The following is a 23,156-nucleotide window of genomic DNA, read 5'->3' as shown; positions in this document are numbered from 1 at the left end:
CCAATAACCTAGGTTATTGGCTGGGATAAATGTTATGCCTGACTACGTTTTAACACTAGTTGATCTAGGCTGATTTTGCCTGCACCAACACTGGCTAATGCTAAAAAGCCGCCTGCCATTGCAATGTTTTTGTAGAACATTAAAAATTGCATTTGATCATCAAGCTGAAAGTGGAATAACAAAGCACTAACTAGGCTGAAACCAGCAAAAGCGACAGCGGTAAGTTGTGTTAAAAAGCCCAGTAAAATAAATAACCCGCCAACAATTTCAAAAGCAATCACAAATGGCAGTAAGAACTCTGGTAAGCCTACTGATGCCATGTACTGTGCAGTTGCATCAAAGAATTCTATTTTGCTAAAGCCGGTTAGTAAAAAGATGGCCGATAAACCAATACGTGCCAATAAAGTGCTAATATTTTGTAAGAGTGGTTGAGCTGAGATTAAAGTAAAAAGTTTCATAGTAGGTATCCTGTTTAGTTAAGCAGTGTGTCTGCGATGGAGTAACTATAAGTTCACTTTAAAAGAATTAAAAATTGTAAAATTAGCGCTTATCATTCTTTAAAAAAGAATTTAAAATGAGGTTGAATATGAAGTTGTTGTTATTAATAGGGTTTTGTTTTTCGGTGGCTACAAGTAGCTTGGTGTTTGCCGAAAAAAATTTACCAAATAGTCGTCATTATGAGTTGCTAGTTTCAGATATTGCGGTGCAGCAAAGCTGGCAAGTTAAAGACACAATTAAAGGTTATGAGATGCTGGAATATCAAATTAACCTTAATAAAGGCACTACTTTAAAGGTTGATTTTGCTCCATCAAATTCAAGCAACTACTTTAATATTTTACCAAAAGGCAACCCAACTGCTTTGTTTGTTGGCCCGGCAAAAGGTGATCATGCCGAGATTAAAATTCCTGATAATGGCGATTATGTGATTCGGGTGTTTTTGATGCGCAATGCTGCGCGACGTGATGAACAAAGTGAATTTACAGCAGATATTAGCGTCGTAAAAAGTACATTAAAAGGCATGCATCCAAGCTGGGATGTCGATGGTGATGGGGTAAATGATTGCGAGAAAGACGGTAGCTGCGATCACACGGTTGACTACAGCCTTCCTCGAAAGTCGAATTAGGCCTTTGCTAAGGCCTAATCAGCATATTATTCAGGCGCTACTTCAAGCGTTGTGAATAATGAGTAACGAACGTTATCGATATCTGCTTCTGCTGGTTTTTGATCAACAGATGCTTCAATCAAATACATATCGGCGTGAGCGAATGTCACAGTAAAGAAACCTTCTTTATCGGTTGTTACTTTAACTTCGTCACGCTCATTACGGTAGCGAGCACTACCACGAACAATAGCAAGCTCAACGTCAGCAGCTGGTTTGCCATCCATTAGCAATTGGAACTTAGCTTCTTCACCAGCAAACAGGTCGTTCGGGTGAGTAGGGCCTGAAATTTCTAAGCCCTGACCAAGCAATGTTGGCTTAGAAGTACCATTACGGCTAACAAAAGTATCAACAGTTGCGATTGATTTTACAGTGCGCACGTCGGTTGCGCCTGCTGGTAGGTCTGCTTCTTTTTTACCTGCGAAAACACGGCCGCGATTGCCGTCTTTATCTTTATAGAAAGTCATTAGCATTGGCTTTTGCTGCATAGCAATATGGTAAGTACCATCTTGCGTTAAGCTCACTGCCGCTGAGTTTTTGCGTTTTAAATAGTATGCACGAATCGTTTCTTCAACCGGCTTACCATTTGGAGCAAGGGCAATTAATAAGTTGTCGTCATACTCTGCGCCTTTTTGTTTTGGGCGGTATGCTTTATCTGGGCTAAACAACTCATTAGAAATACTCGCATCGATCATCACATAGTGAGTTTTATCACCAGATAAAGAAGTGTGAGATGGCATTAACCAACGGGCATGTGCTTGTGCATAGCCAGATGCAATTGCTGTGAAGGTCACGGCGCCGATCAGCGCCGTTTTTAATAATTTTAATTTCATTGTTTGTCCTTAATTACTGGTAATGGTAACAAAGCTAGTCGCGAACTCTTTTTCGCCTTTAATTGTGACTTTGCCGTCTTTCGTTAAGTCGATTTCAACGCGGGTGTAATCTCGGCCACCTTCTTCACGTACAACTTCAACATTTAGTAGGTAGCTACCAGGTTTAACTGGGTTGCCCTTTAAATCTTTACCTTGCCACTCAATGGTGTAAGTGCCTGGGCGTTTTGTTGCGCCAGTTACACCATCAAAGCTGTCGTTGCTACGGCCTGCTTTTCGCCACCACTGACGTAAGTCTTTAAACCATTCAGCTTTTTCGACCCAAAGTGCAATAGTGGTAACGTGTTTACGCTCAGGTGTTTCTAGCCAAAGCGCCACGTAAGGGCGATGATATGGAGAAACATCTAGCTCAGGTAAGGTAAATTCAACGGTTAGGTTGGGATCTTTTGCAAAGCTCAGAGGGCTGAACAAACAGCCAATTAGTAGAGCAACGAGTAAGTGGGCTTTTTTCATTAAGATACTCCTTTAAGTTGAGGCACCCAAACTAGATAAATAACCAAAGGCGTGGCAACACCAAGCAGCGTTAACCAAAGGCCTGCGGCACGTTTTTTACGGTTTTGAAAGAGAATAAATAATCCGGTAATAGCAAACAGAATCATCAAAACAGCTGAGATATCAATCACCCAGCTCCATGCTTCGCCTGTATGGCGGCCCTTGTGTAAGTCACCAATCAGACTCATAAAGCCACCAGTTTGATAATCAATATTAAGTTCACCGGTTTGAAAATCGATTTCGGCATAGGCAAAGCCAGCCGGAAGCGGGTAGTCGAGCATTACCAAGGCATCTTCTTTTTCCCACTCAATACTTTTTACATTGCTGAGTGAAAACTGCTGTTGCATGTATTGCTCTATTTCAGGGTAAAGGCTTGGTAATGTGTCGAGGTTTGCTTGTGCTTTTTCGAATAGCTCTGCAGAAACAAGTAGTTGGTTCTGACCATTATGTTTATCATTTTCGAGCCAACTAACGTGGTTAAGAATGATGCCACTGACACAAAATAAAATAAGCAAAAAGAATAAGGCCGTTGAAAGGTATATGTGTAAGGCGCGGCTAACGCTATAAAAGCTGCGTTTGTTAAATGAGAACATAATGCGGTTTATTCGTTAAAGATACAAATATGATAATGATTTGTATTACTGATAACAAGCAGGTTTACGTTCTTTACATTTCTTTGTGCTAGAAATGAATAGCGAGATACGCCATCACTGCTAGTTGCGAACTGAGAAAACAAGCAAGCAACATCAAGCGCATCTGTGTGGTTATATTAACTTGAATTAGAGTTGGTTTATTTGGCTCAGATGGGCGGTTAATTAAATAGGCTAATACGCTCAATTCAATCACTGCTACTAAATACATCACCCAAATTGGCGCGGCACTTAGTAGTAAAAAAGCATATCCGATAGCCATACCAAAACCTGCTAATAACTTAGCACGGGTAGGGACAACCTTATGCTCTTGCCAAAACCTTAACGGTTGGCCGTATCTGGGGTGGTTTAGCAGCCAGGCAGAAAGCTTGGGTGATGAGCGGGTAAAGCACGCCAATGCTAGTATAAAAAAGATAGTCGTCGGCATCACAGGTAATGCAATACCTATGATACCTAAACCCACCATCAATAACCCGAGTAATTGATAGCAGCCATTTTTATAGGCGGTAAACGCCGCTCTCACATTCATCAATAAAGCTGGGCCTGATAAAACTTAAATCGTTGCAGTGCTTGCTCGGCACCCTCTATCAAGGTGGCTTGTTGCTGTTCACAGAGCTCAAGGTTATCAATAAGATGATTTAGTTGACAGTCTTTAGAGTATTCACTTGCTTTAGCAAGGTAGCGTGCACCACGTTGATTATTTAACTTTAGCTCAGCTTCTACCTGTTTGCCTAATGTAGCTGCAGAAAATTGCGCTCCTTCAATTACATACAGCCAACCAAGTACATAGGCAAAGTCGGCATTTTGAAAGCGGCAGGGGTACTGTTGATGATTTGGTAATGGGTGCTTTAAATCGTCTAAGTCCTGCTTGATTAAAGATAATCGCGTACGATCATGTAAGTTATCTATATATTGATGTAAATCAGCATGCTCGTAGAGGCCTTTTAATTCTAACTGGTAGACATACTGTAAGGTTAAAAACTTTTTATAGTTATCTAAATCAGCACTAGGCGCTAACGCTAATAAATGATGATCAATATCATCGGTTATGATGCTTATCGTTTGTTTTAGCTTTTCAGCTCGAGAAAGTAGCTCGAGTATTGGCATGAATATGTTCCTCAGCAACGTCTTTAGAGTAAATGCACGGGGTAGTTGATGTTGTCATAGGGTTATACCCATAATTTCTAAGTGATAATCAGGCAAAGCTGCTATACAGCTTTTAACAATAAACCGGGCTTAGAATGATTCTATATAATAATGATTTTCATTTGTATAGCCAGAAAATGTTTTTACTAAAGGTACAGATCGGACCTGAATATTCTTTGTTTTGTGTTTGTAACGTTTTATCAATACTCCAAAGCTACATTATAAAAAAGTAAAAAAGCATGGAGGTGTTTGACTGTGAAGTTTAGTTCCAACATGCTTTATAGCATGTACTAAGCGATACTTGATGGTCGTGTAAGGATATATGTCACAATAAGAATCTTTATAAAACCAATCATGAAAACCAGCCATAGAGCGGGTTCTGCTAAGGCTAATAATGAGAAACTAAAACATATACACGTTACTGCCATGAGCTTTGCTTTGACAGGTATTACTTTGTTTTCTTGCCATAAACGCAATGTTAATCCAAAGCGAGGGTGGTTAAGTAACTGCTTTGCATGTGTTGGTGAAGCATGACTAAAGCACACTAAGGCAAGTATAAAAAAAATCGTTGTTGGCATAATAGGCAAAGCCATACCTACAACACCTAGAGCTACTAAAGTAAACCCACTTAGTTTTAGTGTGGTTTGTTTGTACCTTATTAGTCGAAGGTTAAATTTCATGAATACACTTGGCTTTGAAATTGTTGAAAGCGTGTAAAGGCTTGGCGAGCACCTTCAATTAGAGCAGCTTCTTGGGCTTGTGTTAGCTCTAACGTGTCTATTAGTTGTGTGAGTTCTCGCCATGCACTTCCTCGACCTGCTCCAGGTCCTTTCAAATATCGAGCGCCATGGTTAGCATCGAAGTTTAGCTGTGCCTCTACTTGCTTACCAAGCATAGCAGCTCCAACTTTTGAGCCCTCAACAACATAGAGCCAACCTAAAGCGGTAGCAAAATTTGTCTCATGGGTGATAGAAGGTTCTAAAGGGGTTTCTGGTAATGCGTATTTCAGGTCTTGAAAGTCCTGTTCTAATAAAGACAAGCGACGACGTGCGATTAGATCATTTATATGCTTAGCAAGTTCTGGGTGTTCGTATAATGCACTGACATCTTTCAAGAAGTTGTACTGTAAACTTAAAAATAATATATAGCTGCTTGTATCGGCAAATGGGTTTTGGGCCATGATGCTTTTATCGACATTATTGTGCACATCAGTCGTTGCTGTTTTTAGTGCTTGAGATCGCGAATGTTCAGTAATGGTAAGAGACATGTTTACTCCATAGATAAAGCACATTGCAGTGAAAAATGATCGCTGCAATGTATAAGGTAAAATAAGAACTTAAAGTTTGATTTCTAGGCCAAGAGTAATGGTCTTTCCAGGCTCGGGCATGGCGACAATAGAACCCGTTGAAACTTTATATTGGTCAGTTAGATTAGTTACAGATGCATAGCCACTCAGGCTTTCGTTGAACGTGTAATCAAGGTAAAAATCTAATTGATAACCAGATGGGATATACTCAAGTGCATCAACACCTGTTGATGATAAGAAGCCGCCAGGATGGCGCTTATCGGTATGCTTTTTATAAATAAAACCTGTATCTAATGAATCATCAAACAAGGTTGCACCGATATTGACGATGTAACTCTTTTCAGGAGGAATTCGCAACGGGGTTAAACTGCCTAAAAAGCCTTCACTATTACAACGTTCAGCACCGCCAATATCTGCCAATTCATTTGAACACATCTCTACGTCTTGGTAATTGATCATTGATGCAGATGCATAGAGGTACTGACTTTTATAATCTAGTTTTAACTCGATACCGGGAAGGGTGAATGAGTCATAGTTTGTAAATGCATAGGTGCGTTGCCAAGAATACGCTTCAGGATCCTTGTTGGGTAGGTTCGCCGTAGCAAGCATATCTTTTATTTCAGTGTGGAATAGGCTGAAATTGAAAGTAAAGTTATCATTGGTTGCGATGATGTCACTAAATGTGCTTTCAATATTCAATTCGTATGAATTTGTTCGCTCAGGAGTAATTGGGTAGCCGGGTGAGAAAGAAAACACCTCATTAGAAACGGTTCCCTCGTATAAACTCGGCATTCGATATGCCTTACTATACTTAGCAGATACAAATGTGTTGCCAATCAGAAGATATGAAGCTTGCAAGGTTAAATCTAGTTTAGCATCAAAGTTATGCTCTAATTCAGCTTGGCGGTCTTCAATTTTGGCATCATGAAGGTTCATGTTTAATAGAAGTTCTAAGTCATTAAAATCTAATTGCGCATTAGCAAAAAAACTATTTGAGGTTCGCTTACCATCACGTGATGTAGGGTATTTTGTATAGAAGGTGTCTTCATAACCTTCTTTTGGTTTTAATTCTTCAGACTGCCACGCGTAGCCAGTGGTCAAGGTTGTAGGGATCTGGCTGGCAATTTTAAAGCTTGATACATTATAAGCACTAAAGCCTGAACGAGTATTTGCATACTGGTGGGTATATTGTAATGCGTTTGAACCTAGGTTGCTTGCCAATGCATTGTATTGATCTAATTTTGCATGCGTGTTCCAAAGGTTCACTTTCAAATCGATAAGTGAGTTGTTCGTTGGTAAGTAGTGGTAAATAGCACTGATACTATTTACATGTGCTGTACCAAGTTGCCATTGTGGCATTGCCTCTTCACCTGCAGGAATTTCTTCCCATGTGCCGTCAGGTAGGCGGCGGTAATCACCTTCTTCATATTTATGCCAATAAGAAGCGAGCATTTCCCCTGCGGCTTGCTGATGATGGCGGGTATTGACTTCGAGAGTGTGTTCATCGGTAAACTCATAACTAAATTTAGCTAAGTAAGATTCACTTTCAAAGCTCGTATTAACGACTTCTGCGCCAGGTGATACCGGAGGGTGAATTTCAAAAGTACTCAGCCAGCCCTCAACAACTTCAACAAAATCTTCATAACCATTACTACCAGCAAAGTAGTTGCCGACCTTTTTGTCACTAAAAGCAAGTACTGCGCTGAAGTCATCATTTTTATAAGCTGTAGCTAGAACCATTGACCCGTTTTCAAAGTCTGTACTGTTATGGCTTGGCGCTACTTGGTAATACTCTTGCTCTACAGGGTCATCACTTACTTTTGGCATGGAGTTGTTGTTGTATGTTTTTAGTTTTACTAATGCGCCTAAATTTTGACCTTCCTTTAAAATATCAGCAGGATTTAAAGTGCTCATACTGACTGTGCCACCGATAGCGCCTGCGCTAAATGGTGAGGCTTTTGCCGTAGGGCCTTTTTCGACATTCACTGTACTGATCAGGTCTGAGTCAATGTAAGTGCGATCAGAGGTGCCCATATAACCGCGGTTAGTGTGAGTAGACTGTAAGCTACCATCAATAAAAATGGGAACTCGGCCTTCACCCTGTACGCCTCGGATGCCCACGTCTAATGCACCTGCTTCGTTACGAATATTATTCGCCTCAATTCCTGAAAAAGTTGAAAAAATATCAGAGTTTGAAAGGCCGCTTGTGCGGTCCATCTCTTCTCGAGTTATTTTTAATTGCGTACCTTTTACTACGATAACTTCTATATCTTTTTGTTTTTCTGTTAAATCATTAGAGACAGCGCTGTCTTTATCGGTAGTAGAAGAGGTTGAGTTTTTTGAATTGGTCGACTTTATAACAATACTGTTATCGATTACTTCTGCTCGAATAGCTGTATTCTTAAGAGCGACTTCTAAAGCATCATATACTGATTTTTGGCCATGTATTGAAGGAGCGACAATACCTTCTAATATTTTTGCATCAGCAATAAGGTTCATGTTCGCTTGCTGTGCTAGCTGGTTAAGTGAGTTACTTAATGATTGCTCAGCAATGTTAAAAGTAAATACCGCTCTATCTTGAGCGGCAAGGGGAGCGCTTAGGGCTAACCCAAGTGCAAATGCCAAAGGTGATAATTTAGTGGTTAAAGAGTAAGGGGTTTTCATTCATTTACATCCAAGTAATTAACTAACTAAAATGAAAACGAATGAGAATGAGAATCCCTCAATAAAAACTTTATAAATTATAGTTTTTTTATAACTATCTGATCTTTTTCTGTTTTTATTTTAACAGGAATTACATGGGGTAATAATTTTAAAAAATTATCCAATTCTGAGGCATTAAATGTTCCAGACAAAGGTAGTTGGCTCAATTCATTACTGGCAAATTTAAATTCTCTGTCATGGTATCGGTTGAACTCTACAAAAACTTCATTGAGAGGTGTATTGTCAAAAATTAGTCGCCCATGTTGCCATGCATCAATAAGAGTTGGGTTGATATTTTCAACAGAGATACCTTGCTCATTAACATAAGCTTGCTGACCTTGTATTAGTTCAACGATATGCTGATTATTTTGAACCTTGACTCTACCATGCGAGACGAGAATGCGTGTGTTTAATGGTTTTTTATCAACTGTAAACCTAGTACCTAACACGGTTATTTTAGTGGTATCTGTATTGACGATAAATGGTCGCTTGGGGTTTGTCGTGACATCAAATAAGGCTCGCCCTTTTACTAAGGTATTTGAGCGAATGTGCTCATTAAAATTAATGTTTAGGTTTGTTTGTGCATCTAAATATAGCTTAGAGCCTTCTGGTAGGTTTACTTTAAGCTGCTCACCAACTGCTGAGCTATATTGAGCACTGTAATCGCTGCTTTCAGTATGGGGCAATAATGTGAAACTGATCAGGCTTATCATGAATATCGCTAAGCATGCTGCTGTTGCCATCCATACATTTGCTTGTGAAAAACGAAAGACTTTTGATGTAGATAGGTTCTCAATTTCTTGTTCTGAAAACTGTGCTAACAAGCCGTCTATTTGTTTACTTTCTTCGAAAATAGTCTTGTGATCAGGGTTAAGTGAAAGCCAATACTGAAATTGCTCTTCTTGTTCTGTAGTAAAGCCACACTTTTGCTGTTCTAGCCACTTATTTGCTTGCTCTTGCAATAATGTTTGCTGACGGTCCATTGTATACTTTCCTATTTTCTATTCAGTGTTTCACGGCATAACATCATGGCTGTTGCTAGGTGCTTTTCAACCATACTAACAGAAATGTTCATTTGCGATGCAATTTGATGTTGGCTAAGATTTTTAAACTTATAAAGTACAAAGGCTTGTTTTGTTTTTTGCGGCAGCTGTTCAATGCATTGGTAAAGTTGCTTGAGTTGTTGCTGTGCCGCGAGTTTTGATTCTGGCTCAAAGTCAGCGGGAGCAATAAGATCTAGTTCAACCTCTTCGGTTACTTTTCGCTTTTTACGATACTGATCGATAACAATGTTTTTTGCTGTAGTAAAAAATAGAGCACGCTGCTGGGTTGAATCATGATTTGGATTGTTTTTCTTATGATTCAGTATCCTTAAGTAGGCTTCTTGTACAATGTTTTGCGCCTTTTCTTTACAGCCAACGGAGCGTGAAATGTAATTTAAAACTTCAGCGTAATAGCGTTCCAAAAGTCACCTTTTTAGGTAATTTAAAAAGGAAAAGGATACTAGCTGTCAGTCAACTAAATGGCAATAATTTTCGTTTGCATTTGTAACTGGTTTGAGGTGTGACAAATAGCCCAGCGCAAGGCTGGGCTAAATAGGTGTATGGAGCAATAGGGTTACTAAAAGTAATAACCTATATTGATATTGAAGCGGGTTTCAGTCTCGTCGCTGTCGCCAGCAATTGAACCACCAACAAATGGTTGGTTTTTCGCTTGTACAAAATCAAAGTAAGTGAATAAGCCACCTGCGGCAACAGATACACCGGTTACATTCATCCATGTATCTTCGCTGTTATCTGACTTGTCATAAATGATGCCGTAGTCATTATAAAACTGCAGGTTTGTTACCGGCCCCCACTCTACAGGCAGGCTGTAAGCGATATTAGCATTAGTCATGGTCGCTTCTGCGGCAATACTATCGTAAAACGCATAAGCACCCACGGCCATACGGTCGACGTTGTCGATATCGTAGTTATACTCACCATGCTGGAGCTGGAAATTCCATGGACCAATAGTACTGTTTAAGTGCACAGCCCAAGCGTAGTAATCGCCGGCTTTATCTTCACCGTCATGCAAGCCACCCGATAACGCAGAAACACCTAGCTCGGTGGTGCCGCCGTCATGCTCAAAATGATAGCCATAACGACCAGAGAAGGTGTTGTACTCACCAATCGCATTGGTTGGTTCGGCATATACACCTTCATCAGCTGAGCGGAAACCAACAACATCATATGAGTAGCGGTCGCTTCTGTCGCTTACGTAACCATCAACACCACCTAGCTCATCATTTTTGAAAAAGCCAAGATCAATTTGCCAGTTGTCAGCAATTTTGCGCTTGAATAGCACACCCAGATCGTGGTCATCTTCAAGACCAATATAGTAAGTGGTGCCAAAGAAGTAGTTGTGTGAGTTATAAGGCCAGTTACCAAAGGGCACTTTGGTAATACCTGCCTGTACCTGCCAGTCTTCGGCAAAGTCATAGGCTGCATAGGCATACTTAACTGCAGTCATGTAATCGAAAAAACGGATCTCAGCGTTAAGCTGCACATCACCGACATCGCCTGCAAAATTTAGCCTGAAGATGTCAAAATCGAAGTCACCACCGCGGTTTTTATTACCATCATTATAAGATGTATGGCTGAAGTTGGTACGTACTGCACCCCCGACCTTAATGCCAGATTCTTTTTTAGGAGCTTCAACAGCTGCTGTTTGTTGCTCAAGTTGCTTTTGCTGTTTTGCTACTTGTGCATCAATCTGCGCTTGTTTTTCGGCTTGTTGCTGCGATTTTTCTTCGGCAGCATCAAGTTTGCTTTGCAGTTGTTGCATTTGCTGTTTCAGCAATTGCAGCTGCTTTTGAAGGTCATCAATTTCAGATGCCTGACTAAGACTTGAAGTTGTGCCCAAGGCTATTGCGAGGGCTAACTTTGATAGTTTAAGCATGAATTTTCGCTAGTGTTGGAATGGGTACTACCAAGCATAGTTGATATTCATGCTGAACCCAAGACTCGACACAGAAAATTAATATTAATCAATCAGTTTTAATTTTTACTGTGGTTCTAATGTCTTGGTGATTGCGCCAACTTCAAGCAGGGGTGAAGCATCAAGCTGATCTGCATCCATCATTGCGGCAATACGTTGCATTGATGAAAGTAGTAAGCTTTGCTCCCACTCATCGAGTGCTGAGAACTTTTCAATGAAGTGTTCTTGCAGAGGCTGAGGTGCTTGATCTAGTAGCTGTTTCCCCGCTTCTGTGAGATGCAAACTAACTCGGCGTTTATCTAATTGGCTACGTACACGAGTGATCAGGTTACGGTTTTCTATGCGGTCTAAGATATTAGTAACCGTCGCTGGGCTTAGATTTACATTTTGTGCAATGCGACTAGCGGTTATGCCATCGGTTTGTGCAACCTCGTTCATAATCAGTAATTGTGGGCCTGTTAAGCCAGAGGTTTTATTGAGCTGTTTTGAATGAAGGTCGATGGCTCTGATCACTTTACGCAGCGACACTAGTAGCTCGTCATACTTTTGCATGTTTCTGTCTCTTAAATAAGGCGGCGTGGAGCAACCGCAATCAAAAAATTTTACACATCTAATAAATTGAGTTCAAATAAATAATGACTATATTGCTTATAATTTATGGCCATAAAGGTTGTTTTTATGCTTTTAAAATAATTAGAGCAGAAATTAAAAAGCAAAAGTTAAAATTTAGATAGAGTAATTGTTGTTAACACTTAAAATGCAACTACGAGGTGACACCATCACTTTGTAGTAAAACAATTTATACAAATAACTAAATATTATTTACTAAAAGCCACTGCATTGGGTAAGGTGGATTTTTCTTTCATTAAATGGGACGAATTATGAAGTTATCGCCATCAGTTACGATTGAGCAAAGTGAAACCGGGCTTGAATTTATTAAAATTGCTAGTGAGTTTTGTAGCGCAACTATTTTTCTGCAAGGTGCGCAGATCACTGAGTTCACGCCAACCGATAAAAAGCCACTATTATGGGTCTCAGAATTAGAAGATTACCAAGAAGGCAAAGGTGTGCGAGGCGGTATTCCGATTTGTTGGCCATGGTTCGGAGTAAGCCAACATGAAGGCTGGCCAGCTCATGGTGTTGCTCGCACAAGTTTATGGCGCGCAGAAGAAGTGAAAGAACAAGACGATTCTATTTATATCAGTTTGTCATTGCCGATGACGCAAGTTGATGAAAAGTATTGGCCTTATAAAACTAAGTTATTGGCTGAGTTTATTTTAACCTCTAGCTTAGAGATGCGTTTAACAACCACGAACTTAGATAACCAAACAGTACAGTTTACTCAAGCACTGCACACGTACTTCCCAACACCAGCAATTGAAGAAACAAAAGTAGATGGTCTGCAAGGCGCGAAATACATTGAATTTGCTGAAGGTCCATTTGAGCAAAATGAATTAGTGTCGTTCACGCGTGAAACAGATATGGTTTACACCGAAGCAAAAGACACTCAGCGTATCATTACACCTGATGGCATTATTGAAGTAGGCCGCGAAAATTCAACATCCTGTGTACTTTGGAACCCATGGATTGATAAATCAAAACGTCTTTCTAATTTTGCTGATGACGAATACCACGTCATGCTGTGTTTAGAAGCGGCTAATGTCCTTGATGATAGTGTTGAACTTGCGCCTGGAGCAAGCCATACACTTGCAACAAAACTACGCTGGGTATAATTTATAACGACTCAGTGTTAGCACGTAAGGCCGGCACAGCTGGCCTTTACAAGGAATTACCGTGTTTAGTAATCAACAAATAGAAACCCTTCCAAAGCATCAAACGATTCAATTCCAACCACTTGCAGATAATGCGATATGGCATGTACAACTAAATTGGTTGTTATTTTACGTGCCTTTAATGGCCGTGATCATTGCAGTACGGCACTTTAATCCAGCCATTAGCGAAGCCATTGCTACACCTTGGCTTTTGGTTTTGCCATTGTTGGTAATACTGTCGATGGTTTACAACCTTTACAGCGTTCGCGCTAAAGGGGTGGCAGTAAGAGAGCATGATATTGCCTTTAAGCGAGGTTTAATTTGGCAACAAATCACTTTATTGCCTATTTCTCGCGTGCAACACACCGAAATTCATCGCGGCCCAATTGAGCGAAAGTTAGGACTCGCAACACTCAGGCTTTACAGTGCGGGTGGTATGAGTGCTGATTTACATATCAGCGGGTTAACGGACGAGCAATGCAATGATGTTCGCCAGTTCGTGCAAAGTTATGGTGATAATGCAGCAACTCAAGAAAATGAGCTTGCCGATGAGTGATCAACAATGGCAACGCGTGTCGCCATGGGCGCTACTGTATTTTATTGTTCACTTTGCACTGCGCTTCATAAAAGATGGGCTACTTAATTTACTGCCAATTTTGGTGTTATTTGTTACGCAAGTTGAGCAAAAGCTGTTTTGGGGGCAAATAGCTGTTGCCGTAGCCTCTTTAGTTTTAGTGCTGTATGCCTTTGCTTATTATCGTAATTTTAAATACCGCATAACGGATGGTCACGAAATACTGCTCAATAAAGGGGTATTCAAAAAAGAGCGGCTAACCCTAAAATTTGCTCGAGTACAGAACGTAAACATTGCCGAGCCTTTTTATTTTCAGCCGGTTAATTTGGTTAATTGTATTTTCGATGCTGCCGGTAGTAGTGCTCAAGAAGCTGTGATCCCGGGAGTAAAGCTTGGCTATGCTGAGCAAGTTCGTGAACAAGTTATGGAATTTAAGGCTCAGTTACAACAGCAAGAGCAGCTACCTGTTGAGCATAGCGAAGCAACAGATAAACCGAAAACCTTAACGATCAGCAATGCTGAAATTGCTAAGTTTGGTTTGATGTCGAACATGGCAATATTGGCATTGGCCGCACTTGCTCCATTTATGAATGTGATTTTTGAGTACCTCGAAAAAACCATCATAAACCGCCTAGAGGCCATACTGAATGAGCAAGCTGCTTTTGTTGGTAGTGCTGCTGCAATCGCTGTGTTAATTATGGTTGTTGTTATTGTTTTATGTGCCATATTACTTTCTGTTGTCATGGCCTTAGTGCGCTTTTTTAACTTTCAGCTGTATTTTCAGGACGATAAGTTTAAGCGTGTGGCAGGTTTATTTGAGCGCCAGCAACTCTCGATCAGCGTGTCGAAAATTCAAAGTGTGCAAATCAAACAAAATATTATTGCTAGGCTCCTTAATCGCTATACCTTAATTTGCCCACAAGTGAGTAGTGGTGGTATGGCAGCTGGGGTTGCGGCACATAAAAATAAACAAACGTTAGTGATGCCAGTAATCACTAAAGAGCAAGTGCAAGCCGTGTGTGGCTGGTTATTTCCATGGTTTGTTGATTTAACAGAGCTTAACTTTATTAAGCCTGAGCGAGCTTTACTTTATAAAAATACGTTTTTCTATGTGATCCTGCCAACGGTATTTTCTGCTTTAATTTTCAACGCCTTATTTGATGCTGTTACGATGCTGTGGAGCAGTGTCGTAGGCTTAGTTTTGATGATCGGTGTGTTTTTGAATTATCAAAAAACGGGTTTGGCTATGTATCAACATGACGGTCGTTTTTTTGCCGTATTTAAAACCGGTATGCTGGGTGTGCAGTATCGTGTTTTTGAAATCTATAAAGCGCAAAGCGTCACCACAATAAGCACTTATTTAATGCGCCGATCACAGCTTAAAAGCTTGTATATACAACTGGCTTCTGGTTCTGTATCAATGCCTTACTTAAAAGCGGAGCTGGCTGAGCAGTTTGCTGATTTCGGCCTATATGAAATAGAAGGCGTTGAGCGGAATTGGCTTTAAATGAAAATAGTTCTCAATATCATTGACTCGTTTTAATATCGAGGTATACTAGCGCAACGTCAATAATCACGGGTGCGCAATGATTTATTTACTACCTATTTTAGCTATTTCAGGTGTTGTAGCCTTACTTTGTTATGCACGTTCGCAGCAGGAGTGTAAGGGCTTATGTGTGAGTGTTGCCGTTACAGCAATTGCTTTACTCGTAACCGCAGCTTTAGTCATCGCAGGGCTCGGTGCATTAAGAAGTAGCCTGATGTTTGCCGTGACTATTTTTATTATTTATCAATTACTAGGCTTGGTTCGCCCGCTAAAAATCGAGTAATTTCTTACACTTTTTAACTTCAGCCTTTTAAAAAAGCATCGCATACTAGCCCTTAAATTAAGCAACTTGCTAATCAAGGATTGTGATGAAAAAAGCTCTGTTAACTGTGGCACTACTTGCTGCTAGCCACGCTTCAAGCCAAGAGACTTGGCAAACTATTCATACCGAGCACTTTAATGTGCATTTTAGTACTGAGAATCAGCAATGGGCCCGTTCAGCGGCAACAGAGCTTGAAATTGTTCGCGATAAGGTACTAAAACAGCAAAATCGTGCTCTTGATGAAGTGGTCGATGTTCTGGCTTTTGACCCATTTAACGCCTCCAATGGCTTTGCTTTGCCGGTGACTAACAAGCCTTTAATGGCTTTGTTTACTACGCCTCCACAATCCGACACGGTGATTTCTAACACCGATGGTTGGCAGCAGTTATTAATTTTGCACGAATATATTCATTTGGTGCACCTTGCTCAGCCTACTCGAAGTGACGTGCGCCAAGCTATTCGTAATAGTTGGGATATTTACGACTTAGTTGAAGGCGAAATGCCGCGCTGGGCTGCTGAAGGTTATGCAACGCTGCTTGAGTCGAAAATGACAGGGCGGGGTCGTTTATACGATAACCTTTCAGAGGCAATACTGGTTGAATTTGCACAGCAAGGCGCACTGCCACGATATAGCCAATTAAGTAGTACCGAAGGGGGTTATTTAGCTGGCTCAATGGCGTATTTAATGGGTTCTCGTTTTCTTGCTTGGCTTGAAGAGAACTATTCAGCGCAAACTCTTGATGCAGTTTGGACGCGCATGCAAGCGGTTAAAGCGCGTGATTTTAATGAGGCCTTTAGCGGAGTATTTGGCGATTCACCTGAACGCCTCTACCGCCGTTTTATTGCAGAATATACTTATAAAGCAATGGCTAAAGAGGTAAGTGAGCAAGCACTTACAAGTAAGCTTTGGTTGGAGCTTGATCTATACGCTTCGAACCCTGTTTTAAGTTTAAATAACAGTAAGCTTGCCATTGTCGAGCGCAACAAAGATGACGAAACCCGTTTAGTCATTTATAGCACTGATGACAATCAACAGGCTGCTGATGATTTTGCGAAGCAGCAACAAGCGTTACTCGATGATGACCCTGCTGATATTGCAGATAAAGCCCCCAGTGTTTTTAAACGAAAGCAAAAACATGTGCTTCACCAAATTAATAGGCAGGGTATAAAAAACCCGCAGTGGTTAGACGAAAATACATTGTTTTTCACCGCCACAACAACCGTTGCTAAAGGCTCAATTCAAGGTATTTCTGATCTATATCGCTATGATATTGATACAGGTAAAGTAACTGCATTAAGCCATCATGCAGGGCTGCGCCGCTTTAGTATCAGTGATAACGGGCAAACGGTTTATGCTGAGCAAACGAAGCATGGTTTCTCGGAGCTAGTGCGCCTTGACCTCAATACGGGTGTCGCTACGCCTTTATTTGAGAAAAGCCTAGAAACGGTTTATGACTATCCATTACTAAGCCCTAATAAAACACAACTTGCCTATTTAAAAGCGAAATTGAATGCTAATTGGCAGTTGTATATACAAGATGTAAACTCTCAGCAATCAATAGCAGTGCCTATGCCTGATGGTTATCAGTATGTGTCACAACCTAATTGGCAAGCCGATGGCACAGGGCTTTATTTTGTCGCTGGTAAAAATAAAGCTCTCGATTTATATCATTATGATCTACAAAGCAATTCACTACGACAATTAACGCAAGGCCAAGAAGCTATTGCACACCCAATGGCAATGAATAACGGTGAACTTTTGTATTTATCGATCACTGCTGAAGGGCCGAATATCAAGCATTTTGCTGAGCAACCACAAGGGGTAGAGGTTGTTGAATTTGCTAAAAGTGCAGCGCCACCACGAGGGCAAGTAACGAGCGAAGTATTACCTGAGGCTAAAATCTACCCGCAAAGCCCAACTGAGCCAGCCGATTATGATATTTGGCAGCAAAAACCCACCTTTTCATTGGCATCTCAGTATTACTCGGCATCATCTTCGCTGCTTACCCTTGGGGTCAAAAGTAACGACTTTTTAAAGCAGCTCGATTTACAAGCAGGCTACAGTGTTGATTTACATGACAAAGCATTGGAAGGGGTGTTCGCGGCCGCTAGGTACTCAGCGTTTGATTTAAAATTTAAAGCGATGTTATTTGATTACGACCTTGAATCAGCAAAACAGTACCATTCACAAATACCGGTTAAGATAAGTAACACTGGGGCGCATTTAGCCATGAGCTACCCGTTGCAGTTTCAGCAGCTTAGTATTACACCGAGTTTGAGCTATAACTACAGTGATTTTAGTAAGGGGGATGATCAATGGTTAACCCTTGGACTTAAACAAAAATGGCAACATGATAGACAGCGATACGGTTTTGCTCAGTCTGTGAGTGCTCAGTGGTTATCCGGTGATGCTAACTCGAATAATTGGCAGGGCTATAACTTTGCCACCGTATTGAGCGGTTATGCTTTTGATATTCCTGTTTATGTTAATTTTGCACAGCAATATCGCGATGACAGTATTCTTGCACTTGGCGGTTATGAGTCAAACTTAATTAATAATGACACGCAAAGCGGCTTTGTTGTTGCCCCTGAGTTGCCGTTTATTAGTCAATCAGGTAACCGCTATAAAGGTTATGGCGGGGGCATTAGTTACAAAGATTCATTACCTTGGCTTTATTACCAACAGCATCAGGTCGATAACCGAGTTTATGCACAAAGTTACGGGCTAAAATGGCGGGGAGACTTTAGCTTTGGTATGGGGCCCGCAGGTTTGAACGATGTAAACCTTGATTTTGGCGTCGCCCGGGTAGAAGGCGACGACTTTGAAAATGATTTACGGGCTTGGCTAAGCTTCTATTACTCGTTATAGCCTAGTGTTGGTCTTTTAAGGCGAAAAGCTTGGCGTGATATAGCGCCAGTTTTTCGTCTTTATTTTCTATCTCAATGGCTTTTTCTAGCCATTCCTTACTGCTTTGTTCATTACCTTGTTGAAAACTAATAATCGCTAATTCTATATAGGGTTCAGATAAATAAGGGGCTAATGCAATAGCATCTTCGAGTTGTTGCTTTGCCTTGAGAAGCTTGCCATTGTTACGGGCGTTAATTGCCGTTGCCAGTAACTCGAATGGATCCTGCTCTAGCATCGCCAACTGAGAATTGAGCTGCTCTGCCAAAACCTGATCATTCAGTTGCTCGGCCAGCACTGCGTAATTATGTAGTAAATTTGTATCGCTAAAGCCATGCTGCATTGCTGTTTGATAAATATGTTTTGCTCCAGCTAAATCACCCGCTTGGCGATGTAAAACGGCAGCTAGATTATAAAGTGCTGCTGCATTTGGGGTGTATTCATTGGCTTTTAATATATAACTATAGCTTAAGTCGAATTGTTTCAAGGCCAGTGCTTTTGCAGCTAAATTACTGTAATAACGGCTAATTAAGTCTTTTAATTCAGCGCGGCCAGAGTAAAAACTACCACGAGCAGGAAAGTAATCGATTACTGTGCCTGGCGGCACCAAGTAATTATCGTCATCATTTAAAGGGGCGTAGACTTTGGTGCGAAAATGGCCCGATACATACACGATGTTATTTTGTTTGCTATAAACAGGCTCACTGGAGACCGCTTGAAAGCTTGTTTGAAGTCCTGCTAGTTGAGCATAAGCATGGGTTAAAATTGCTAAGCTAATACAGTTACCTTGATGACCTTGAAGAGTCTGCTGGGCATTAAGTGTGGCGCTAAAGTAATTAAAATTGGTGAGCTTATTCTCTAAATAGCGATATAGGATTTGGTCATCTCTTAAATCACTACCCTGACGCTTGGTAAAATAATCAAGAAAACGTTTCTTCTCATCTGCAGGGAGCGTAAAGAGCTCTGGGTCGCTAAGTTCAACGTGTTTAAAGTGTGCTGCATTGAGTAAGCTGGCCACACTCGGTGGTGGCGTTGGTTGTTGTTTTGTACTCTTGCATCCAACTAAAAAAGTACTTAAAACAAGCGCATATAAAATTGACTTCATGGCTTAACCCTCCTGAGCACTATTTAATCAATGTACCCAGATCACATTAATTATTCAAGTTAGTCGTTAGTGTCATCAGCTGTAAACAGCTTGTACGGATATCTTGCCAATAGACTGTTGTTTATTTTTTATTCTTTATTGCATTCTAAAACGCTCTCATTACAATGCCGCGCTCTTTTAAATCGCTTTAAAAACAGGTGTTTACTGTAATTTTATGGGTGATTTATAAACTGCTAACTTATTAACTAAATTGTAACGAGAGAGGTCTGTTTTGGCGCACTTTTTGCCGATTATTTCATGCTTTATTTTAGCGTTTAGCTTTTATCCGCTTTTAAATAAGATCCGTAAAAATCGCAGTGTGTCGGGCGTTTCGCTGTTAATGATGAGCTTTGGTGTTGCGCAAAGTTTATATTTCATCACCTTTAACCTGTTTTTTCAGCGTTTTTACATGGTTTTGCCGTTTGTTGTTACCGGCATGCTAAGTGGTGTGATTCTTTACTACTTTGTTCGTTACAACGCTGCGCGAAAGCAACGCATGCAGCTAGCTGGGTTATTAGCCATGTCGGTCGTGCCTTTTGGTTTGTTGCTTAACCCTCATTATGAAACAGCAACGGTGCTTAACTGGCTAACTTATGTAGGTTTAGTCATGAGCTCTATTCGTGTTATGCCGCAGACTTATAAAACCATTAAAAGTGGTGATATTAGTAATTTAAGTGCGCGCTACTTTAGTTTACAGTTTGTTGCTGGAAGCTGCGGCCTCGCTGCCGAACTTGCTATGGCGACACCGAGTGTGTCTCACATACTGACCTTTGTAATGATTCTACTGACTAATGCCGCACAACTAGGATGTATTCAGTATTATAAATCGCGCCCTGCAATGGCTTAAAAACAAAAGGCTGCCAAGTGGCAGCCTTTTTTGTGTTGCTAAGCCTATGCTTCAAGCGCTTTACTAATTAAGCGATCGATATATTGCTTATGTGCTTTAGCTGCGGTGTCTGCACCCCATGGCACGCTCAAATCAGCAATTTGATTTAACTGATAAAGCGCGGCAGCTTTGGCTAGGTTATCGTGCTTGCTCGCTTTGCCTAAACCAGCAATCGCGATTAGCTGATTCACATATTCAACTTGTAGATTGTGACTTAGGGTATTTGCTTTTTTGCTGTCTACAAAAATGCTTGCTGTTAAGTCATTCATAAATTGGTTAAGTGAATACTCGTTGCCATACATTGCACTGTCTGAAATACGCAGCATGACCGCTGGGTGTAACAACTGAGCAAGTACCAGCTTTTGCATGCCTAAAATCATGCCATGTGGTTTAGGGTCTTCGTTCTTACCATAATGATTAAAGCCACGACGTTGCTGTAGCAGGTAGTTATACAGTGGCTGCATACTAGCAAGCACATTTGGCGAAAATACTTTGTCGGCTAACACTTGCATTGCATGTTGCTGGCGCTCAAGTGGCACTGGCGTAAATGGTGCACCATTTTTGTCATCGCCCACCACATTACGTTCTACATAAACACCACCAATTTGACGAGATACCACGCCTGCTTGTGTTCTGTAGCTTCTAAATAAAATGTTCGCTGAGGTAACCAGCTGCTGGTATGACTCACCATTAACCGTGGCATTGTCTTTAAGTTCAGTAAACAGCTTATTGATAAGTTCCATACGATCATCAGCATATGCGGCAGGGTTAGATGACATATCACCAATCATTACACGTGGGTCGATATGGCGGCCTGGGGCACGCATGTCATCAGCATCATTACCAAACGCTAAAGCATGCTCAGATGAGCGAGCGAGAATTTTTTCAAGGCGTTGTTGCTCAGCGGCTTTATCAGCTAATGCTTGGCTGTAGCCGTATTCAATTGCCCAATCATCGTAAGGGCCAGGTTTTGTTTGGAAAATATCACCTTGTTGCATGCCAATAGGGGCAATGTTTGCTGGTGCATAGTCCATAACTGAACCCGTTACGATACCTTGCGTTTTACTCTTATCGTGAACTTCTTTTTCATCCCACAAAATAGATGATTTCATATTGTGGTTAAGACCAAGGGTATGGCCCACTTCGTGTAAAACTAGCTGAGTTAAGCCTTGGCGTAAAATCTCTTTGTCTTCAATGCTCGCACCTGTGCCTAAGCCTTTAGCAAGTAGCATGTTTTCTTGAATGCTGTGGCCCAGTGAGCAATGTAAGTCTGTGCTGTTTTGGCTAGTTTCAAGCGTGGCTGCACCTTGAGTGTATAAGGTGTCGTACATCCAACGGTTTTTCATGAAAACATACTCTAACATGATGTCAGAGCCTAAGATTTCACCGGTTAATGGGTTCGCAAGGGCAGGACCATAACCGCCAAATGGAGGGCGCGGTGATGCAGTCCAACGCAATACATTGTAGTTAATATCGCCCGCATCCCAATCGGCGTCATCAGGTTGTACTTTTACTTCGATGGCATTTTTAAAGCCCGCTTTTTCAAATGAGCTATTCCATGCTAGTACGGCATCACGAATAGTGTCACGCCACTCAAATGGTGTGGTATTTTCAATCCACCAAGTAATCGGTTTAACTGGCTCAGACAGTGCCGCTGACGGGTCTTTCTTTTGTAAGTCCCAGCGCTTGATGACATCTTCATAAGGTGCCCAATCCGCTGATGTCATATTGTCGAATTCGTTAGTGAAATAACCAATACGCGCGTCATCTTGGCGAGCTTGATAATCATTTTTCGGTAGCGCGACAAATGAATGCTGTACTTTAATTGAAACGTTACGAGGATCGCTTACAGCTTTTGAACCTCGTACTGTTGGGTTAGCATTAGAAAATACGTAATCCACTACAACATCTAGGTTATTTGGATAAGGGCGCTGTTTAACAATACGCGACTTTTTGTCGTTTAACTTACCAAGTTTAAAGCGTTTGCTGGCATTTTTATCTTTTGGGTTTGCCCAAGGTGACACTTTATGCAGTGCTTCACTTAAAAAGAGCTTATCAACTTTAAAAGCAATTTTACCGTCTTCTTCTTTTTCGATTTTAATACTCGCAAGCACAGCTTCGCTGATGTTGGCATCGGCAGAGCGTGCTAAGGCTGAGTTTTCATCAAATTTATAGCGTGGTGTTTTGCTAATAATATCAATGCGGTCAAAATATTTACGAAACTCAATTAGTTTTGTCTCGCGGTATGCCCCTCTGAAGTGGCCTGCGTCAGTAACACCATCAACGGTGTGAGCAAAGTACACAAATGGTGTATCAAGTTGAGATTGGTCGATCACCATTAAGTTATCGCCGGTTTTCGCATCTTGGTAAATGCTGAAAACACCGGCAAACTCGCTTTTATCTTTGATCATTTCAGCCAGTGTTTTTGGCTTCTTTTCTTCTTTTTTTGTTTCGGCGGCGTGGCCATTCATGGCAAACGCTAAGCTTAGTGCCAGCGCAATGTTTGTTATTTTCATTGTTAACTCGTTCCTTTCATTATTTCTCAATCAAGTTTAATGAATTAACCCCTTGATAAAAGGCTGTTTGTTAACAAGTGTGAAGGTGGTTTTGTAAGCTTTTGATATTAGGTGACTTTTGTTTGTAACAAATTGTTCTTAGATAAGTTTTGATTTTTGTGTTGCC

The 23,156-nt window shown here is 40.9% G+C and carries 21 protein-coding genes and 1 pseudogene; 7 read left to right on the top strand and 15 right to left on the bottom strand.

Annotated elements, in window-relative coordinates; translation table 11 throughout:
- Positions 1–32: 32 nt before the first annotated feature.
- Positions 33–458: a DoxX family protein gene (locus J8Z28_RS17305; protein WP_062566340.1), complete on the bottom strand. Its 426-nt coding sequence runs from the start codon at positions 456–458 to the stop codon at positions 33–35.
- Positions 459–586: 128 nt separating this feature from the next.
- Here J8Z28_RS17305 and J8Z28_RS17300 point away from each other — a divergent pair, with 128 nt between their 5' ends.
- Positions 587–1,123 carry a hypothetical protein gene (locus tag J8Z28_RS17300; protein ID WP_062566339.1) on the top strand — a complete coding sequence of 179 codons (537 nt, stop codon included), beginning with the start codon at positions 587–589 and terminating at the stop codon, positions 1,121–1,123.
- A 26-nt stretch (positions 1,124–1,149) separates the two neighbouring features.
- Here J8Z28_RS17300 and J8Z28_RS17295 read toward each other — a convergent pair whose 3' ends face one another.
- From J8Z28_RS17295 to J8Z28_RS17240, 12 genes and pseudogenes are all read right to left on the bottom strand, one after another.
- Positions 1,150–1,992 carry a DUF4198 domain-containing protein gene (locus tag J8Z28_RS17295; RefSeq protein ID WP_062566338.1) on the bottom strand — a complete coding sequence of 281 codons (843 nt, stop codon included), beginning with the start codon at positions 1,990–1,992 and terminating at the stop codon, positions 1,150–1,152.
- Between the two features lie 9 nt (positions 1,993–2,001).
- The gene (locus J8Z28_RS17290; protein WP_055198551.1) at positions 2,002–2,502 is read right to left on the bottom strand and encodes a DUF2271 domain-containing protein; all 501 of its coding nucleotides are present in this window, start codon (positions 2,500–2,502) and stop codon (positions 2,002–2,004) included.
- Positions 2,502–3,134 (bottom strand): PepSY-associated TM helix domain-containing protein, encoded by a 633-nt coding sequence (locus J8Z28_RS17285; RefSeq protein WP_058586042.1) that lies wholly within the window; start codon positions 3,132–3,134, stop codon positions 2,502–2,504. The genes J8Z28_RS17290 and J8Z28_RS17285 overlap by 1 nt, the downstream gene beginning before the upstream one ends.
- Before the next feature lie 196 nt (positions 3,135–3,330).
- Positions 3,331–3,720: pseudogene (locus J8Z28_RS17280) on the bottom strand (YbaN family protein); the annotation flags it as partial.
- Entirely contained in the window at positions 3,720–4,298 is a 579-nt protein-coding gene (locus tag J8Z28_RS17275; protein WP_062566337.1) for a biliverdin-producing heme oxygenase, read from the bottom strand. The pseudogene J8Z28_RS17280 and the gene J8Z28_RS17275, both read right to left, overlap by 1 nt.
- Before the next feature lie 329 nt (positions 4,299–4,627).
- Positions 4,628–5,017, bottom strand: a complete 390-nt coding sequence (locus tag J8Z28_RS17270; protein WP_058586044.1) for a YbaN family protein — start codon at positions 5,015–5,017, stop codon at positions 4,628–4,630.
- A complete protein-coding gene (locus tag J8Z28_RS17265) occupies positions 5,014–5,604 on the bottom strand; it encodes a biliverdin-producing heme oxygenase (RefSeq protein WP_062566336.1) in 591 nt (196 codons plus the stop codon). Before J8Z28_RS17265 ends, J8Z28_RS17270 begins: the two co-directional genes overlap by 4 nt.
- Positions 5,605–5,673: 69 nt before the next feature.
- A complete protein-coding gene (locus J8Z28_RS17260) occupies positions 5,674–8,307 on the bottom strand; it encodes a TonB-dependent receptor plug domain-containing protein (RefSeq protein ID WP_062566335.1) in 2,634 nt (877 codons plus the stop codon).
- Between the two features lie 77 nt (positions 8,308–8,384).
- Positions 8,385–9,329, bottom strand: a complete 945-nt coding sequence (locus J8Z28_RS17255; protein WP_062566334.1) for a FecR family protein — start codon at positions 9,327–9,329, stop codon at positions 8,385–8,387.
- Between the two features lie 11 nt (positions 9,330–9,340).
- The gene (locus J8Z28_RS17250; RefSeq protein WP_062566333.1) at positions 9,341–9,811 is read right to left on the bottom strand and encodes an RNA polymerase sigma factor; all 471 of its coding nucleotides are present in this window, start codon (positions 9,809–9,811) and stop codon (positions 9,341–9,343) included.
- A gap of 155 nt (positions 9,812–9,966) precedes the next feature.
- Positions 9,967–11,286, bottom strand: a complete 1,320-nt coding sequence (locus J8Z28_RS17245; protein WP_062566332.1) for a porin — start codon at positions 11,284–11,286, stop codon at positions 9,967–9,969.
- A gap of 105 nt (positions 11,287–11,391) precedes the next feature.
- A complete protein-coding gene (locus J8Z28_RS17240; RefSeq protein WP_054562966.1) occupies positions 11,392–11,877 on the bottom strand; it encodes a MarR family winged helix-turn-helix transcriptional regulator in 486 nt (161 codons plus the stop codon).
- A gap of 329 nt (positions 11,878–12,206) precedes the next feature.
- Between J8Z28_RS17240 and J8Z28_RS17235 the strand changes: the two genes are divergently transcribed.
- The 5 genes from J8Z28_RS17235 (at position 12,207) to J8Z28_RS17215 (ending at position 18,408) form a co-directional block, all read left to right on the top strand.
- The gene (locus tag J8Z28_RS17235; protein WP_062566331.1) at positions 12,207–13,058 is read left to right on the top strand and encodes a D-hexose-6-phosphate mutarotase; all 852 of its coding nucleotides are present in this window, start codon (positions 12,207–12,209) and stop codon (positions 13,056–13,058) included.
- Between the two features lie 61 nt (positions 13,059–13,119).
- A complete protein-coding gene (locus J8Z28_RS17230) occupies positions 13,120–13,653 on the top strand; it encodes a PH domain-containing protein (RefSeq protein ID WP_062566330.1) in 534 nt (177 codons plus the stop codon).
- Positions 13,646–15,178 (top strand): PH domain-containing protein, encoded by a 1,533-nt coding sequence (locus J8Z28_RS17225; RefSeq protein ID WP_082710962.1) that lies wholly within the window; start codon positions 13,646–13,648, stop codon positions 15,176–15,178. Before J8Z28_RS17230 ends, J8Z28_RS17225 begins: the two co-directional genes overlap by 8 nt.
- Positions 15,179–15,257: 79 nt before the next feature.
- A complete protein-coding gene (locus tag J8Z28_RS17220; RefSeq protein WP_054562962.1) occupies positions 15,258–15,500 on the top strand; it encodes a hypothetical protein in 243 nt (80 codons plus the stop codon).
- Positions 15,501–15,585: 85 nt separating this feature from the next.
- Positions 15,586–18,408 (top strand): TolB family protein, encoded by a 2,823-nt coding sequence (locus J8Z28_RS17215; protein ID WP_062566328.1) that lies wholly within the window; start codon positions 15,586–15,588, stop codon positions 18,406–18,408.
- A gap of 1 nt (position 18,409) precedes the next feature.
- Here J8Z28_RS17215 and J8Z28_RS17210 read toward each other — a convergent pair whose 3' ends face one another.
- Positions 18,410–19,549 (bottom strand): tetratricopeptide repeat protein, encoded by a 1,140-nt coding sequence (locus tag J8Z28_RS17210; protein ID WP_062566327.1) that lies wholly within the window; start codon positions 19,547–19,549, stop codon positions 18,410–18,412.
- Between the two features lie 271 nt (positions 19,550–19,820).
- Between J8Z28_RS17210 and J8Z28_RS17205 the strand changes: the two genes are divergently transcribed.
- Entirely contained in the window at positions 19,821–20,435 is a 615-nt protein-coding gene (locus J8Z28_RS17205) for a PQ-loop domain-containing transporter (protein WP_062566326.1), read from the top strand.
- Between the two features lie 44 nt (positions 20,436–20,479).
- Here the strand turns inward: J8Z28_RS17205 and J8Z28_RS17200 are convergent, their stop codons facing one another.
- Positions 20,480–22,990, bottom strand: a complete 2,511-nt coding sequence (locus J8Z28_RS17200) for a zinc-dependent metalloprotease (RefSeq protein WP_062566325.1) — start codon at positions 22,988–22,990, stop codon at positions 20,480–20,482.
- Positions 22,991–23,156: the final 166 nt, after the last annotated feature.

The sequence above is a fragment of the Pseudoalteromonas sp. SCSIO 43088 genome (assembly GCF_023650795.1).
GTDB classification, from domain to species: domain Bacteria; phylum Pseudomonadota; class Gammaproteobacteria; order Enterobacterales; family Alteromonadaceae; genus Pseudoalteromonas; species Pseudoalteromonas shioyasakiensis.
Note: the sequence above shows the minus strand (reverse complement) of the source record. Positions and strands in the feature narration are given on the sequence as shown.

What these genes read in the sequence shown, in the direction of transcription:
- J8Z28_RS17235 (WP_062566331.1), top strand. Translation starts at nt 12,207, where the DNA reads ATGAAGTTATCGCCATCAGTTACGATTGAGCAAAGTGAAACCGGGCTT.
- J8Z28_RS17225 (WP_082710962.1), top strand. Translation starts at nt 13,646, where the DNA reads ATGAGTGATCAACAATGGCAACGCGTGTCGCCATGGGCGCTACTGTAT.
- J8Z28_RS17300 (WP_062566339.1), top strand. Translation starts at nt 587, where the DNA reads ATGAAGTTGTTGTTATTAATAGGGTTTTGTTTTTCGGTGGCTACAAGT.
- J8Z28_RS17210 (WP_062566327.1), bottom strand. Translation starts at nt 19,549, where the DNA reads ATGAAGTCAATTTTATATGCGCTTGTTTTAAGTACTTTTTTAGTTGGA.
- J8Z28_RS17255 (WP_062566334.1), bottom strand. Translation starts at nt 9,329, where the DNA reads ATGGACCGTCAGCAAACATTATTGCAAGAGCAAGCAAATAAGTGGCTA.
- J8Z28_RS17220 (WP_054562962.1), top strand. Translation starts at nt 15,258, where the DNA reads ATGATTTATTTACTACCTATTTTAGCTATTTCAGGTGTTGTAGCCTTA.
- J8Z28_RS17290 (WP_055198551.1), bottom strand. Translation starts at nt 2,502, where the DNA reads ATGAAAAAAGCCCACTTACTCGTTGCTCTACTAATTGGCTGTTTGTTC.
- J8Z28_RS17260 (WP_062566335.1), bottom strand. Translation starts at nt 8,307, where the DNA reads ATGAAAACCCCTTACTCTTTAACCACTAAATTATCACCTTTGGCATTT.
- J8Z28_RS17275 (WP_062566337.1), bottom strand. Translation starts at nt 4,298, where the DNA reads ATGCCAATACTCGAGCTACTTTCTCGAGCTGAAAAGCTAAAACAAACG.
- J8Z28_RS17285 (WP_058586042.1), bottom strand. Translation starts at nt 3,134, where the DNA reads ATGTTCTCATTTAACAAACGCAGCTTTTATAGCGTTAGCCGCGCCTTA.
- J8Z28_RS17215 (WP_062566328.1), top strand. Translation starts at nt 15,586, where the DNA reads ATGAAAAAAGCTCTGTTAACTGTGGCACTACTTGCTGCTAGCCACGCT.
- J8Z28_RS17245 (WP_062566332.1), bottom strand. Translation starts at nt 11,286, where the DNA reads ATGCTTAAACTATCAAAGTTAGCCCTCGCAATAGCCTTGGGCACAACT.
- J8Z28_RS17240 (WP_054562966.1), bottom strand. Translation starts at nt 11,877, where the DNA reads ATGCAAAAGTATGACGAGCTACTAGTGTCGCTGCGTAAAGTGATCAGA.
- J8Z28_RS17200 (WP_062566325.1), bottom strand. Translation starts at nt 22,990, where the DNA reads ATGAAAATAACAAACATTGCGCTGGCACTAAGCTTAGCGTTTGCCATG.
- J8Z28_RS17265 (WP_062566336.1), bottom strand. Translation starts at nt 5,604, where the DNA reads ATGTCTCTTACCATTACTGAACATTCGCGATCTCAAGCACTAAAAACA.
- J8Z28_RS17295 (WP_062566338.1), bottom strand. Translation starts at nt 1,992, where the DNA reads ATGAAATTAAAATTATTAAAAACGGCGCTGATCGGCGCCGTGACCTTC.
- J8Z28_RS17270 (WP_058586044.1), bottom strand. Translation starts at nt 5,017, where the DNA reads ATGAAATTTAACCTTCGACTAATAAGGTACAAACAAACCACACTAAAA.
- J8Z28_RS17305 (WP_062566340.1), bottom strand. Translation starts at nt 458, where the DNA reads ATGAAACTTTTTACTTTAATCTCAGCTCAACCACTCTTACAAAATATT.